General features: G+C 40.7%; 11 protein-coding genes. 3 read left to right on the top strand and 8 right to left on the bottom strand.

Annotation, left to right across the window (positions count from 1 at the left end):
* The first annotated feature begins 78 nt into the window (after positions 1-78).
* Entirely contained in the window at positions 79-2,217 is a 2,139-nt protein-coding gene (locus J4N24_RS05320) for a beta-galactosidase (RefSeq protein WP_207532626.1), read from the top strand.
* A 75-nt stretch (positions 2,218-2,292) separates the two neighbouring features.
* Here the strand turns inward: J4N24_RS05320 and J4N24_RS05315 are convergent, their stop codons facing one another.
* Positions 2,293-2,691: a hypothetical protein gene (locus J4N24_RS05315; RefSeq protein ID WP_207532625.1), complete on the bottom strand. Its 399-nt coding sequence runs from the start codon at positions 2,689-2,691 to the stop codon at positions 2,293-2,295.
* Between the two features lie 112 nt (positions 2,692-2,803).
* On the opposite strand from J4N24_RS05315, the gene J4N24_RS05310 reads away from it, so the two are divergent.
* Positions 2,804-3,184, top strand: a complete 381-nt coding sequence (locus tag J4N24_RS05310) for a response regulator transcription factor (protein WP_207532624.1) — start codon at positions 2,804-2,806, stop codon at positions 3,182-3,184.
* An 81-nt stretch (positions 3,185-3,265) separates the two neighbouring features.
* Here J4N24_RS05310 and J4N24_RS05305 read toward each other — a convergent pair whose 3' ends face one another.
* Positions 3,266-3,634, bottom strand: a complete 369-nt coding sequence (locus tag J4N24_RS05305) for a hypothetical protein (RefSeq protein ID WP_207532623.1) — start codon at positions 3,632-3,634, stop codon at positions 3,266-3,268.
* A gap of 448 nt (positions 3,635-4,082) precedes the next feature.
* Here J4N24_RS05305 and J4N24_RS05300 point away from each other — a divergent pair, with 448 nt between their 5' ends.
* On the top strand, positions 4,083-4,469 hold the full coding sequence (locus tag J4N24_RS05300; RefSeq protein WP_207532622.1) for a DUF7793 family protein: 387 nt from the start codon (positions 4,083-4,085) through the stop codon (positions 4,467-4,469).
* A 51-nt stretch (positions 4,470-4,520) separates the two neighbouring features.
* On the opposite strand, the gene ilvA is transcribed toward J4N24_RS05300, so the two are convergent.
* The 6 genes from ilvA to J4N24_RS05270 all read right to left on the bottom strand — a co-directional run bounded on the left by ilvA (position 4,521) and on the right by J4N24_RS05270 (position 13,019).
* Entirely contained in the window at positions 4,521-5,768 is a 1,248-nt protein-coding gene (gene ilvA, locus J4N24_RS05295; protein WP_207532621.1) for a threonine ammonia-lyase IlvA, read from the bottom strand.
* A gap of 145 nt (positions 5,769-5,913) precedes the next feature.
* Positions 5,914-6,975 (bottom strand): 3-isopropylmalate dehydrogenase, encoded by a 1,062-nt coding sequence (gene leuB, locus J4N24_RS05290; RefSeq protein WP_207532620.1) that lies wholly within the window; start codon positions 6,973-6,975, stop codon positions 5,914-5,916.
* Between the two features lie 364 nt (positions 6,976-7,339).
* On the bottom strand, positions 7,340-8,854 hold the full coding sequence (locus J4N24_RS05285) for a hydroxymethylglutaryl-CoA lyase-like TIM-barrel protein (protein WP_207532619.1): 1,515 nt from the start codon (positions 8,852-8,854) through the stop codon (positions 7,340-7,342).
* Between the two features lie 303 nt (positions 8,855-9,157).
* On the bottom strand, positions 9,158-9,754 hold the full coding sequence (gene leuD / locus J4N24_RS05280) for a 3-isopropylmalate dehydratase small subunit (RefSeq protein WP_207532618.1): 597 nt from the start codon (positions 9,752-9,754) through the stop codon (positions 9,158-9,160).
* A gap of 190 nt (positions 9,755-9,944) precedes the next feature.
* Entirely contained in the window at positions 9,945-11,363 is a 1,419-nt protein-coding gene (leuC, locus tag J4N24_RS05275) for a 3-isopropylmalate dehydratase large subunit (protein ID WP_207532617.1), read from the bottom strand.
* 144 nt (positions 11,364-11,507) lie between these two features.
* Positions 11,508-13,019 (bottom strand): 2-isopropylmalate synthase, encoded by a 1,512-nt coding sequence (locus tag J4N24_RS05270; protein ID WP_207532616.1) that lies wholly within the window; start codon positions 13,017-13,019, stop codon positions 11,508-11,510.
* Positions 13,020-13,106 lie beyond the last annotated feature (87 nt).

Here is a 13,106-nt window from a genome sequence, read left to right as displayed (position 1 = left end):
GGCGAAATAATTTCAGCATGACGGTTAGGAGACATAGAAATGGTTTAGTATGTTAGCTTTTCAATAACCCAGATTGAAATGCTAACCAATAATCCCGTTCTTGAAAAGAAGAGGAACTTTTCCATTCCTCTTAGGAAGTGTCTTTTAGCTACAGTTACTATGACTTTGTTCATGCAGCAACTGATCGCCCAGTCAGCTACCAAATTTTTTAATAATAAGGACCTAATGCAAGTTGGAACTTACTATTACCCTGAGCAGTGGCCTGAGAGTAATTGGGAGAGGGACATAAAAAAGATGTCGGATCTGGGATTCGAGTTTACGCATTACGGCGAATTTGCATGGGCGGTAATGGAACCAGAGGAAGGGAAGTATAACTTCGAGTGGCTGGATAAAGCCATTGCTCTTGCCTCCAAGTATAAAGTGAAAGTGGTACTATGTACTCCAACGCCAACACCTCCAGTTTGGCTGACTCAAAAGCATCCGGACGTTCTGATGGTAAATGCTGAAGGGCGTACTATTCAGCATGGCGCGAGGCAGCAGGCTTCCTGGTCGTCCAAAACCTATCGGCAGTATATTGAGAAGATTGTGACTGTATTGGCAAAGAGATATGGAAATAATCCAACAATCTGGGGATGGCAGATAGATAATGAGCCCTCGCATTACGGAAACGAATACGATTACAGTGAGAACGCACAGAAGGCTTTCCACGATTGGCTGAAGAAGAAATACCAGAACATTGATGATTTAAACAAGTCGTGGGGAAATGCATTTTGGAGCATTCTGTACAATAACTTTGAACAAATACGGATCCCAAACGGGAAGGAGCTTGTAGCCCAGCCTAATCCTCATGCCGTGCTCGATTTTAAACGGTTTACGGCTGACGAAGCTGCTGATTTTGTTCTTTATCAAAGGGACATTCTGCGGAAATATGTTAAGCCAGAACAATGGATCACGACGAACCTTATGCCGACTTATCCCGCCGTGGACCCTCTGAGAATGAAGAGTCTGGATGTAGAGAGTTATACTAAATACCTGGTGGCGGGTTATGACAGCGGTCATGGAGAGCAGGGCTTCCGAATGGGATCATCCAGTAGCATTGGGTTCTCAAACGACTTATTTCGGTCTATCAATGGTTTAAGTGGTGTGATGGAACTGCAGCCGGGCCAGGTGAACTGGGGCTTATTTAATCCTCAAACTATGCCGGGAGCGGTAAGAATGTGGATGTATCACGTGATGGCGGGTGGAAACAAATTTGTATGTAATTACCGATTCAGGCAGCCTTTATCCGGAGGAGAGCAGTATCATTATGGGATAATGAAAACAGACGGAGTTACTGTGAGTCGCTCGGGTGATGAATATATTAAGGTGATCAACGAACTGGAGCTCCTTAGAAAAGCTTACAAACCTACAGCGTTTCCGGCAATCCTTACGAAACGGAAAGCTGCGATACTTTACAGCATAGACAGTCGCTGGGAGATGGACAATCAGCCCCAGACCAACCAATGGAACTATATGGAGCATGTAAATCGTTATTACAACGGCTTAAAAGCTTTGGGATCACCGGTAGACGTTATAGACGAGAGCAAAGATTTTTCTGCATATCCCTTTCTTGTGGTTCCAGCTTTTCAGCTTTTGGATTATAAACTGGTAGATAGATGGAGAACTTACGTGCAGAATGGAGGAAACCTGATCATTACTTGTCGTACAGGGCAGAAAGATAGGGAGGGCCATTTATGGGAAGCTTCCTTTCAGCAACCTATTCTTGATCTTATCGGAGCAGAGGAAATCTATTACGATCATTTGCCTGTAAGTTTGAAGGGGAAGATCAGTTCTGGTAACGATTCGTTTGAATGGAACAATTGGGGAGATATTCTTAAACCTTCAACAGCAAGTGTTTGGGCGAAGTACGAAGATCAGTTTTATAAGGGGAAGGCCGCTGTTTTGAACAGGAAACTTGGTTTGGGTACAGTTACCTATATTGGCTCTGATACGGATGACGGCAAGTTGGAGCGTAAGATGTTACAGAAAGTATACCAGCAGGCTGGAGTATCTACTTTGAATTTACCAGAAGGTGTTTTAGTGGAGTACTGTGATGGATTCTGGTATGGATTAAATTATTCCTCTCAGAATCAGAATATTCCGGTACCTGCCAATGGAAAGATTATTATTGGTCAGAGGATACTTAAACCCGCAGAGGTTGTGGTTTGGAGAGAGTAATCAAACCTGAGCGGCGGTTTGTTAAATTGTTGGATCAATCAGCAATTTAACAAACACCATGTCGCCATCCCGCCCTTAAATCCAAAAGTCATCGTCATCGTGGTTGTCGTTGTTGTTTTCTGACTTATGGTCTGGTTCTGCCCAGCCACGTAAGTCCTGCGGAAAGTTCAGTTCAAACAACAGGTTTTTTTGAGGAAGCTGTTCGAATGCAAGGGGAACCTGAGTTGCATGAAGGCCAACAGTAACATTGCGGTGGTACTCTAATGCGATCAGATATTGCAGGAATTCATCGAAGTTTTCATCAGATAAACCTTTGACTATCTTAACGAAAGCGTTTTTAACGTCTCCAATAATTTCGGGAGGAACTTCCTTTACTCCTTCCTCTGTAACCTTCAACGTGGTTTCAAGCATGTTCTCGGGAGTGGCTTGAGGAACCAGTTGATTTATTTTTAGAATGATATCTTTTATTTCCATCACGTCGTTTCGGTTGTTTATACCATAATTATGCCAAGCCAGAGCATGAAATATCTAAATCTTGTTTTTTAAAATTCATTTCTTTAAACTAATTTAATGGCAGATTAAGTCTATGAAAAAAGTACTTATTGTAGAAGGTGATGAACAAGAGGCTGAGTACGCTGCAAAACTGGTAAATCAGTTAGGCCATGAAGCTGTAATTTGCTCTCCCGATAAGGTGCTTGCCTTATTATTCATTGAGTTAGAACCCGATATTGTAATCATCTACAGAAGGCTTTTTTTGAAAAACAGACAATTATTTATTACGGGGGAACGCGATAGATTATCAGATGCGTTTCTTGTAGTTACTTCGGGCGCCTTTTTGACAGCTGAAAGGATCAGGGAACTGGGTGTAGATGGGTTTATTCATAAACCTTTTGTACTGGAGGAGCTAAAAGCAGTACTGACTGCAAGGGATGCGCAAAGAAGTAGGAGGTCTACGCGCCTGTATTGATTTGCAACAGGAGGGGTAAAACTAAGCGGGAAACTTCGAACAAGGCCAGCCTTGCATTGACCGGCCTTCATATTTCATAACCTATTTGCTTTCTGTTACTCTTCTAAACGTGTTTTGCAGCGTATAGCTTTTTATCTGTGATTTGACTACTATGGAATCATTGTATAGCTTCCCCTTGGCCTGTAGAACGTTGTTTGAGCCAAAGTCAAGTTTAAAACTGAAATCGTTCCCTTTGATCTGTCCCTCCTGGATGTCTATCTCATCACCAGTAGCAGCAGTGATTACTCCGGTTAACTTCTCACCCTGAGCTTTAAGGTGATAGGTAATTTCTACATCCTCTCCACTCGGAACTTTCACCGTTCCTTTCCATATTCCAGTGATATCGCTGACAAAGCTCATACACATTGCCCCGGCTACCACTAATGTCATTGAAATAAACACTTTTTTCATCTTAAGAAATTATTAATTAAAGTTAATGCTAATCTTTTTTAATGTCAATGCATTGATGACTATATCGATGTCAAAAGCCCATTGTTATATTTAAATCCTTGTTCTACGACTAATTTTTATGAAGGTTTGCTTTTAGATTGAATTACTTGGTCCGGCTGCAGTATGAATAACGGAGGCTACCCTATTTGTCAAAACCCTGCACTGACAAATGCGTAGAAGAGTATTCAAACTAAAAGATATGATCAAAAGAATTCAGTTGCTCCTTTGTTCTGCGGGCTTTCACAAATGGAAGTATAAAAAGGATGGAACCAAAAAGAAGTGTTCGCGGTGCTTTAAACGAGTTCCAATTAAACATGAATTATTGAGCACGGCAGAGGGAGCTGTTGATTAGTTCATCAACTATTTGTTCCTTTAGTTGATTAAAGCGTTATTTGCTGTAAAGCAGATAATGGAAACTCCAGGAGACAGAACGATTTATAAAGGCGAAATAGCTGACTATTGGTTTGAGGATGATATTCTGATCTCCGATTCAAAAAGCATCAAGAGGACGATCCCGCTTATTGCTTCAAATGTAGAGTTAGTAAAGAAAATTACGAATAACACGCCTGTTCCCTTATTAATTTATTTAAAAAATTCTCCTATTCCGGATAAAGAGACCCAGAGATTTTCGACAGAGAAACTCCCTGAAATTTATAAGGCAATGGCAATGGTATCAAAGCCTGGTTTAGCCTTATTTATAATGAATCTGTTGTTTAAATTTAAGAAAGCCCCTATTCCAATGAAAAGCTTTTCGAGCGCGGAAGAAGCCAGGCAATGGTTGAAACAATTTATTTAAAGCAATTATAGCTTGGCGAATTTTCTTGAGTCGGCGGTGGCGCAAGGTCCACTAAACTAAATATTCAAACAAGGTTTGATCCTTATTGATCTCTTTATAATCGAAGTTCAATGCTTTCATTCGCTCAACTAAGGGGGCATAATCATCAGCATGCTTTAATTCGATTCCTACCAATGCAGGGCCGCTTTCTCTGTTAGTTTTTTTAATGAATTCGAAACGGGTTATGTCATCACCAGGACCAAGAACTTCATTTACAAAGATCTTTAATGCCCCTGGCCTCTGTGGGAAACGTACAACAAAATAGTGCTTCAATCCTTCGTATAGTAGGGAAAGCTCTTTAATTTCCTGCATACGCTCAATATCGTTATTACCTCCACTGATAACACAGACCACTTTTTTGCCTTTGATCTCTTCGGCCACCAAATCCAGCGCGGCGACTGATAGTGCCCCTGCTGGCTCAGCTACAATGGCATCCTCATTATAGAGTTTTAAAATAGTGGTACAAACTTTTCCTTCAGGTATAAGTCTCATTTGATCAATTACCTGCTCGCAGATAGGGAAGGTTATATCTCCGGCTCGTTTCACTGCTGCTCCATCAACAAATCGGTTAATTTCGGGAAGGGTATAGGGAGCTTTATTTTCAAATGCTTTAACCATGGAAGGTGCACCTTCTGGTTCTACTCCTATGATTTGGATAGATGGATTAACTTGTTTGAGGTAAGTTCCGGCGCCTGCTGACAAGCCTCCGCCTCCAACAGGAACAATAATAACCTCAGCTTCCGGTAGATCCTGATAGATTTCTACACCAACCGTTCCCTGGCCTTCTATGATGGCATGATTATCAAAAGGTGGGATAAAGGTCATACCATTTGCTTCAGTATAATTGAGGGCTTCCTTAAGACAATCATCAAATGTATCTCCCGTGAGGATTATATCGATCATCCCGTCGCCATGCATCCTGGTTTGATTAACCTTTTGGCCTGGTGTAATTTCGGGCATAAAAATCACTCCTTTGATCCCAAGTTTCCGACAAGAAAATGCTACACCCTGCGCATGATTACCTGCACTGGCGCAAACAACACCTTTCTCCAGCTGCTCCCTTTTCAGTTGGCTAATCATATTGTAGGCACCCCGTAGCTTATAAGAACGCACTACCTGAAGGTCCTCTCTCTTTAAATAAACATCGCATTCATATTTTTCAGAGAGTCTTAAATTGTGTTCAAGAGGCGTTTTTTTTATGACTTTCTTTAATCTTTGAAGTGCGGAAATGGGATTTATGTTAGAGGAAGACTTATTCATAAAGCAAATCTAATGGAAATGGAATATAAAGAGAGTATAAACTAGAAAACGTACACGACAAACGCAGATACAGAAGGTAGATAAACTAAAAAACCGCTACCTGATGTAGGGGCAGCGGCTTATTATTATAGGTTGTGCTTTGCTCTTAGATATTCTTTGCTAACCAATCACCAACTTCGCTGGTTTTGTAAGCCTTACCTTCTTTTCCGGAAAGATCTTCTGTAACGATACCTTCAGCTAAAGATTTATTCACTACTTCTCTGATCACCTCAGCTTCAGCCTTCAAACCGAAAGCATCTTCGAACATCATAGCAGCAGAAAGAACTGTAGCCAAAGGGTTTGCAATGTCTTTACCGGCAGCCTGCGGATATGAACCGTGAATCGGCTCGTATAATGAAGTATGCACACCTTTAGATGCGGATGGCATTAATCCCATAGAGCCAGAAATTACAGAAGCCTCGTCAGTTAAGATATCACCAAACAAGTTTTCAGTAATAATAACATCATAAGAACTTGGCCACTGAACTAAACGCATAGCAACGGCATCAACAAATTCATAAGAAACCTGAACTTCAGGATAATCTTTTTCCATGTTCTGTACTGTTTCTCTCCACAGACGAGAGCTCTCTAATACATTTGCTTTGTCTACGCAGCAAAGTTTTTTGCTACGGGTAAGTGCTAGCTCGAAGCCTAATTTAGCTAAACGCTGAATCTCTTCGCGAGTGTAAGTACAAGTATCGAAAGCTGTGTTTCCATCATCTTTACGACCTCTTTCTCCAAAATAGATACCGCCTGTAAGCTCACGTAAGATGATTAAGTCAGTTCCTTCGATTCTTTCTCTTTTTAAAGGAGAGTTGTCAATTAAAGATGGGAATGTAAAGGTAGGACGTACGTTGGCAAACAATCCTAATTTTTTACGCATCTTTAATAAACCTTGCTCAGGACGAACTGTTGCTTTAGGATCATTGTCGTATTTCGGGTGACCGATAGCTCCGAAAAGTACTGCATCGGCAGCTAAACAAATTTCGTGAGTTGAATCAGGATAAGGTTCCCCAACTGCATCGATTGCAGCTGCGCCAGTTAAACCTTCTGTCCAGCTAACTTCATGACCGAATTTTACAGCCACTGCGTCAACAACTTTAACTGCCTGAGCAATTACTTCAGGACCTATTCCATCTCCTGCTAATAGAGCAATGTTTAGTTTCATTTTTTATATATTATGCTTAGCCCCTTAATCCCCTAAATGAGGATGGTCTGACTTAAAATTGATTTACTTGATTTGGTTATCTTATAGCAATATGGTCTGCTTCTTCACATTCCATATTCTAAAGCCGCCGCAAAGTTATAAGAAATGCTTAAGGCAGCAAAAAAGTGGGGAGAACAAATGCAGAATAAGTAGGAGAAATGAATACATGTTCTTGCCGGCTGTTTAAGGAAAACGAAATATTAAAGAAAAAACCTCTAAGGTTTTAAGCTCAGAGGTTTTATATTTCCTAAGAATTGGCGCTATTTTGATGGGAATGTTTAGTAGTAATTTATGAGGTTTGGAACATCATAAATCTAAATGTAAGTTAAATAATGTTCAGCATCTTCTCTGTAGCCTTAATAGCACATACCGTCTGATCAGAATCTAGTCCCCGTGTTTTAAATGTTCTGCCTTCATGTTCCCAGGTGATCACTGTTTCACAAAGGGCATCAGTGCTACTACCTGGTGCAATACGAACGGAATAATCGGTCAGTTTAGGAAGCTTTAATCCTTTCTTATGATACACCTTGTTCAGTGCTTTCATAAAAGCATCGAACTGACCATCTCCCTGAGCGTTCTCTTCGTATACCTTACTATCTATGCAGATAGATAGAGTAGCCGAAGGCCGTAATCCTTTGGCATGAGTGAGTACGTAAGATTCAATTTTAACTTTCTCCTCGTACATGCTGCTATCGAGGACATCTGAGATGATATAGGGTAGATCCTCTTTAGTAACTATCTCCTTTTTATCGCCTAATTCAATAACACGTTGTGTTACCTTTTTTATATCCTCGTCAGAAAGCTTCAAGCCGAGCTCCTGAAGATTCTTTTCAATATTTGCCTTTCCTGAAGTCTTCCCTAAAGCATATTTACGCCTTCTTCCGAAACGTTCAGGCAGAAGGTCATTGAAGTACAAGTTCTTTTTGTTGTCGCCATCAGCATGAATTCCGGCTGTCTGAGTAAATACATATTCCCCCACAATAGGTTTATTTGCCGGGATACGTACCCCTGAAAAATTCTCAACCAGCTTACTTACTTTATAGATCGCTTCTTCCTTAACGGCAATTTCCGTTTCGGCAAGGAAATCATTAATCACAGCGATAACACTGGCCATGGGTGCGTTTCCTGCCCTTTCACCCATGCCGTTGACGGTAAGGTGAAGTCCATCAATACCCGCTTTTACAGCCTCAAGGACATTTCCTGTTGCGAGATCGTAATCGTTATGAGCATGAAAGTCAAAATGTATCGAAGGATATTTTTCCTTCAACGCAAAGATGAAACCAAATGCTTCAGAAGGAGTGAGTACCCCCAATGTATCAGGAAGCATTATCCTTTTTATGGGCTGTGTGGCTAAGAAGTCAAGGTATTGCCAAACATACTCAGGTGAATTGCGCATTCCATTACTCCAATCCTCAAGGTAAACATTAGTTGAGATACCCTGACTTTCAGCAGTAGCAATTACTTTTTCAATATCAGCAAAGTGCTGCTCAGGAGTTTTCTTAAGCTGATGAGTAAGATGATTAAGAGAACCCTTTGTTAAAAGATTCTGCACTTTAACCCCTGTCTTCACCATCCAATCTATTGAAACTCCGTTATCAACAAAGGAAAGGATCTCAATGCGATCAATATGTCCGTTTTCTGCTGCCCATTTTGTAATGGTTTCTACCGCCTGGAATTCTCCCTGCGAAACACGTGCAGATGCCACTTCAACCCGATCTACCTTCAATTCTTCCAGTAGCAATTGTGTGATGGTAAGTTTCTCAGAAATAGAAAAAGACACACCAGAGGTTTGTTCTCCATCACGGAGAGTAGTGTCCATTATTTCAATTTTCTTTCTCATTTTAGAATGATTTCACCGATTAGGATTGATTACACAGATAATAGGATGATTACACTGATAATAGGATGATTACACCGATAATAGGATGATTACACTGATAATGATATGAATAGACTGATATCATTCGAATACACTAATATGAGATGATTTATACGCCTGCTAATTAATGCAAAGATATTAAAATGAAACACCGATCGAATCAAATCAATCGGTGTAATATATATCATCACTGCAATCTTCACTCATCAGTGTAATTCCCATCAATGGGTGTAATCCCTACTAATAAGTGTAATTCCAATAATATTAGAAAGGACGCTCTGCTGCGAACTCCTGGATCTCTCCTTTAATGTTTTGAAGATAGTCGATATCGTCAAAACCGTTCTGCATGTTATCTTTTTTGTAAGAGTTAATATCGAAGCTTTCTTTCTCGCCGGTTGCAAGTAGCGTAATAGTCTGTTCTGGCAAATTGATCTCTAATTGAGTATTAGGATCAGCAAATACAGCAGCGAAGATCTTTTCTAAGAATTCAGGGCTCACCTGAACCGGTAATACTCCAATGTTCAGGCAGTTACCTTTGAATATATCAGCAAAGAAACTGGATACTACTGCGCGGAATCCGTAATCGTAAACAGCCCAAGCAGCGTGCTCGCGAGATGAACCAGAACCAAAGTTCTTTCCACCTACAAGGATCTTTCCGGTGTAAGTAGAGTTATTTAATACGAAATCAGCTTTAGGAGTATTATCAGGATTATATCTCCAGTCACGGAAAAGGTTATCACCAAAACCTTCACGCTTAGTAGCTTTTAAGAAACGTGCAGGAATGATTTGGTCAGTATCCACGTTCTCAATAGGAAGAGGAACTGCAGTACTTTGTAGTATAGTAAATTTATCGTAAGCCATTTTTTTGAGGTTGAGAAGTGAAAGGTAAAAGGTTAAAGGTTCTTGTTTGGCGCCTTATTAAAAGGTTCTCAAACGTTAACTTTAAACTTCTTGCCTTTCAGCTTTTATTATATATTAGTCTTTAGAGCAAAAGGTAGGATAAAGCATTTGCTTGCAGCTTTTACCTTTAACCTTTCTCCTTTTACCTATCTTAAGCTAATTCTAAAGTTTGTTCTTCAATTAAAGTTCTTGGATCTGTTACTACACCTGTAACAGCTGCTGCAGCCGCAACTAACGGACTTGCAAGCATTGTTCTTGCACCTGGACCCTGACGACCTTCAAAGTTTCTGTTTGAAGTACTTACCGCATATTTACCAGCAGGCACTTTGTCATCATTCATTGCTAAACATGCAGAACATCCTGGCTGACGAAGTTCAAAACCGGATTCTGTTAAGATATCAAGAATTCCTTCTTCTTTAATTTGAGCTTCAACAATGTGAGATCCCGGGACCAACCATGCCGTAACATTATCAGCTTTCTTACGACCTTTTACAACTGAAGCAAAGGCTCTGAAGTCTTCTATACGACCATTAGTACAGCTTCCTACGAAGACGTAATCAACCGGTTTTCCGATCATTGCCTCTCCTTCATGGAAGCCCATATAACCTAGAGATTTCTCGTATGTTGCTTTTCCTCCTTCAACTTCTTCTGCGGTAGGAATAGCCTTAGAGATACCCATTCCCATACCAGGATTAGTACCGTAAGTGATCATTGGCTCAATGCTGCTTCCATCAAATGTATATTCAATATCAAACACAGCATCAGCGTCGGTTTTCAATGTTTTCCAATATTCCATAGCTTTATCCCAAGCCTCACCTTTAGGTGTAAACTCGCGACCAGCGATGTAATTGAAAGTAGTTTCATCCGGAGCGATCATACCACCGCGTGCACCCATTTCAATACTTAGATTACATACAGTCATACGACCTTCCATGCTCATTTTCTCGAATACTTCGCCTGCGTACTCTACAAAGTAACCAGTAGCTCCGGAAGTAGTTAATTTTGAGATGATAAACAAAGCAACGTCTTTCGGAGTAACACCTTTACCTAAAGAACCTTCGATGTTGATCCTCATTTTCTTAGGCTTAGGTTGCATGATGCATTGAGAAGTAAGAACCATTTCAACTTCAGAAGTACCAATACCAAAAGCGATAGCACCAAAAGCACCGTGAGTAGAGGTATGAGAGTCGCCACAAACGATAGTAGCACCAGGAAGTGTAATACCGTTTTCAGGACCAACAACGTGAACGATACCATTTTTCTGGTGACCTAATCCCCAGTGACGGATACCAAACTCATTTGCGTTCTCCTCCAATTGTTTCAACTGGTTAGCTGAAAGAGGATCTGCCACAGGTAAATGCTGATTAATTGTTGGGGTGTTATGGTCTGCTGTTGCAAATGTACGCTCAGGATATAAAACGCTTAATCCTCTGCTTTTCAATCCTAAGAATGCTACCGGACTGGTAACCTCGTGAATCAAATGGCGATCAATAAAAAACACATCTGGACCACCTTCGATCTTACGTACCACATGCGAGTCCCACACCTTGTCAAATAATGTCTTGCTCATTTCTACTTTTAGTTTTACTATTTCCTTTAACGACCCTTATTGTTTAAAGGGTACTTTTATTAAGTCATTTTGAAGCAATTACTTCAAAATCAATTCAATGCTTGTTGTAGCCTGTTTAAAATCCCCCTTGCAGGGAGACAGTTGTTACACGAACTTGTTTAAAGCATCGAGATATGCGTTAGCTGATGCCCTCACTATATCGGTGCTAAAACCATAGCCCATGTACGATTTATCTTCGAACATAACCCTCATGTCTACCTTGCTTACATCATCACTACCTCCGTGGATCGAGTGGATGTTAAATTCTTTGATCTCGATATCTTTCTTGAGAACAGTAAGGATGGCATTGATAGTTGCACTTACGGGACCATTTCCTGTAGCTGTAGCAGTATGATCTTCTCCGTTAAAATGAAGGTTGATCTCTGCCTCCGGCTGCTCCTGATCGCCTGTAGTTACCTTTATTGAATTAATGCTAATCCCGTTTTTATAATTGGTTTCATCAGCACCCATCAGTTTCAACAGGTCATCATCCTTAACCTCTTTCTTCTCATCAGCCAGTTCAAGAAATTTCTGATAAGTATGATCAAGGTCGATCTTTTCTATGGTGTATCCTAAACGCTCTAAGTGATGCTTCAAGGCTGCACGACCGCTACGAGCCGTCAAAACGATATCAGCTGAGTCAATACCAACGTCTTCAGGGTTGATGATCTCATAGTTTTCGCGATGTTTCAAGAAACCGTCCTGGTGTATTCCAGAACTATGTGCGAAAGCATTTTTACCTACAATTGCTTTGTTTGGTTGCACTGGCATGCGCATCATCCGACTAACCATCCCACTCAATCCATATAAATGTTTTGTATTGATGTTTATCAAATCATGGTAGCCCAAAGCTTTATGGGTATTCAGAATCATTACAACCTCTTCAAGAGAAGTATTACCTGCACGTTCGCCAATACCGTTGATGGTACATTCAACCTGACGTGCACCATTATGGAGACCGGCAATACTGTTAGCTGTAGCCAGACCCAGGTCGTTATGGCAATGGACAGAGATGATTGCCTGATCGATGTTCTTAACGTTCTCTTTCAGGAATTTGATCTTCTCACCATATTGCTCAGGAAGACAATATCCGTTAGTATCAGGAATATTCACTACGGTTGCTCCGGCGGCGATCACTGCTTCGATCATTTGTGCTAAGAAAACATTATCTGCACGGCCAGCATCTTCTGCATAGAATTCAACATCTTCTACAAATTGCTTTGCATACTTTACCGCTTCAACGCCACGCTCAAGGATCTTTTCACGTGTACTATTGAACTTGTACTGGATATGCATGTCGGAAGAACCGATACCTGTATGGATACGCGGACGTTTAGCAAATTTGAGAGCTTCTGCTGCACAATCAATATCCCCTTTATTTGCGCGGGTTAAGGCACAAATGATAGGCTCACGAATAGCCTTGGATAATTCAACCACACTTTGAAAGTCGCCGGGACTAGAGATCGGGAAACCGGCTTCAATAACATCAACTCCGAGTTTCTCCAGCGCCTCAGCGATAATGATTTTTTCAGGAGTTGTTAATTGAGAACCAGGTACCTGCTCGCCGTCTCTCAGCGTAGTATCAAAAATATAAATACGGTTTGGATCGTGTAACATCGTTTTTGTTCTGTTGATTTAGTGGTGGAGATGCATTTTCTTTACATATTTCTTGTTTCAGTGAATACCATCTCCAGGTATTACTAA

This window comes from Desertivirga arenae, assembly GCF_017355785.1.
Classification (GTDB): Bacteria; Bacteroidota; Bacteroidia; order Sphingobacteriales; family Sphingobacteriaceae; genus Desertivirga; species Desertivirga arenae.
The sequence above is the reverse complement of the archived record's forward strand: the minus strand, read 5'-3'. Positions and strand labels throughout refer to the sequence as shown.

What these genes read in the sequence shown, in the direction of transcription:
- J4N24_RS05320 (WP_207532626.1), top strand. Translation starts at nt 79, where the DNA reads ATGCTAACCAATAATCCCGTTCTTGAAAAGAAGAGGAACTTTTCCATT.
- J4N24_RS05315 (WP_207532625.1), bottom strand. Translation starts at nt 2,691, where the DNA reads ATGGAAATAAAAGATATCATTCTAAAAATAAATCAACTGGTTCCTCAA.
- J4N24_RS05310 (WP_207532624.1), top strand. Translation starts at nt 2,804, where the DNA reads ATGAAAAAAGTACTTATTGTAGAAGGTGATGAACAAGAGGCTGAGTAC.
- J4N24_RS05305 (WP_207532623.1), bottom strand. Translation starts at nt 3,634, where the DNA reads ATGAAAAAAGTGTTTATTTCAATGACATTAGTGGTAGCCGGGGCAATG.
- J4N24_RS05300 (WP_207532622.1), top strand. Translation starts at nt 4,083, where the DNA reads ATGGAAACTCCAGGAGACAGAACGATTTATAAAGGCGAAATAGCTGAC.
- ilvA (WP_207532621.1), bottom strand. Translation starts at nt 5,768, where the DNA reads ATGAATAAGTCTTCCTCTAACATAAATCCCATTTCCGCACTTCAAAGA.
- leuB (WP_207532620.1), bottom strand. Translation starts at nt 6,975, where the DNA reads ATGAAACTAAACATTGCTCTATTAGCAGGAGATGGAATAGGTCCTGAA.
- J4N24_RS05285 (WP_207532619.1), bottom strand. Translation starts at nt 8,854, where the DNA reads ATGAGAAAGAAAATTGAAATAATGGACACTACTCTCCGTGATGGAGAA.
- leuD (WP_207532618.1), bottom strand. Translation starts at nt 9,754, where the DNA reads ATGGCTTACGATAAATTTACTATACTACAAAGTACTGCAGTTCCTCTT.
- leuC (WP_207532617.1), bottom strand. Translation starts at nt 11,363, where the DNA reads ATGAGCAAGACATTATTTGACAAGGTGTGGGACTCGCATGTGGTACGT.
- J4N24_RS05270 (WP_207532616.1), bottom strand. Translation starts at nt 13,019, where the DNA reads ATGTTACACGATCCAAACCGTATTTATATTTTTGATACTACGCTGAGA.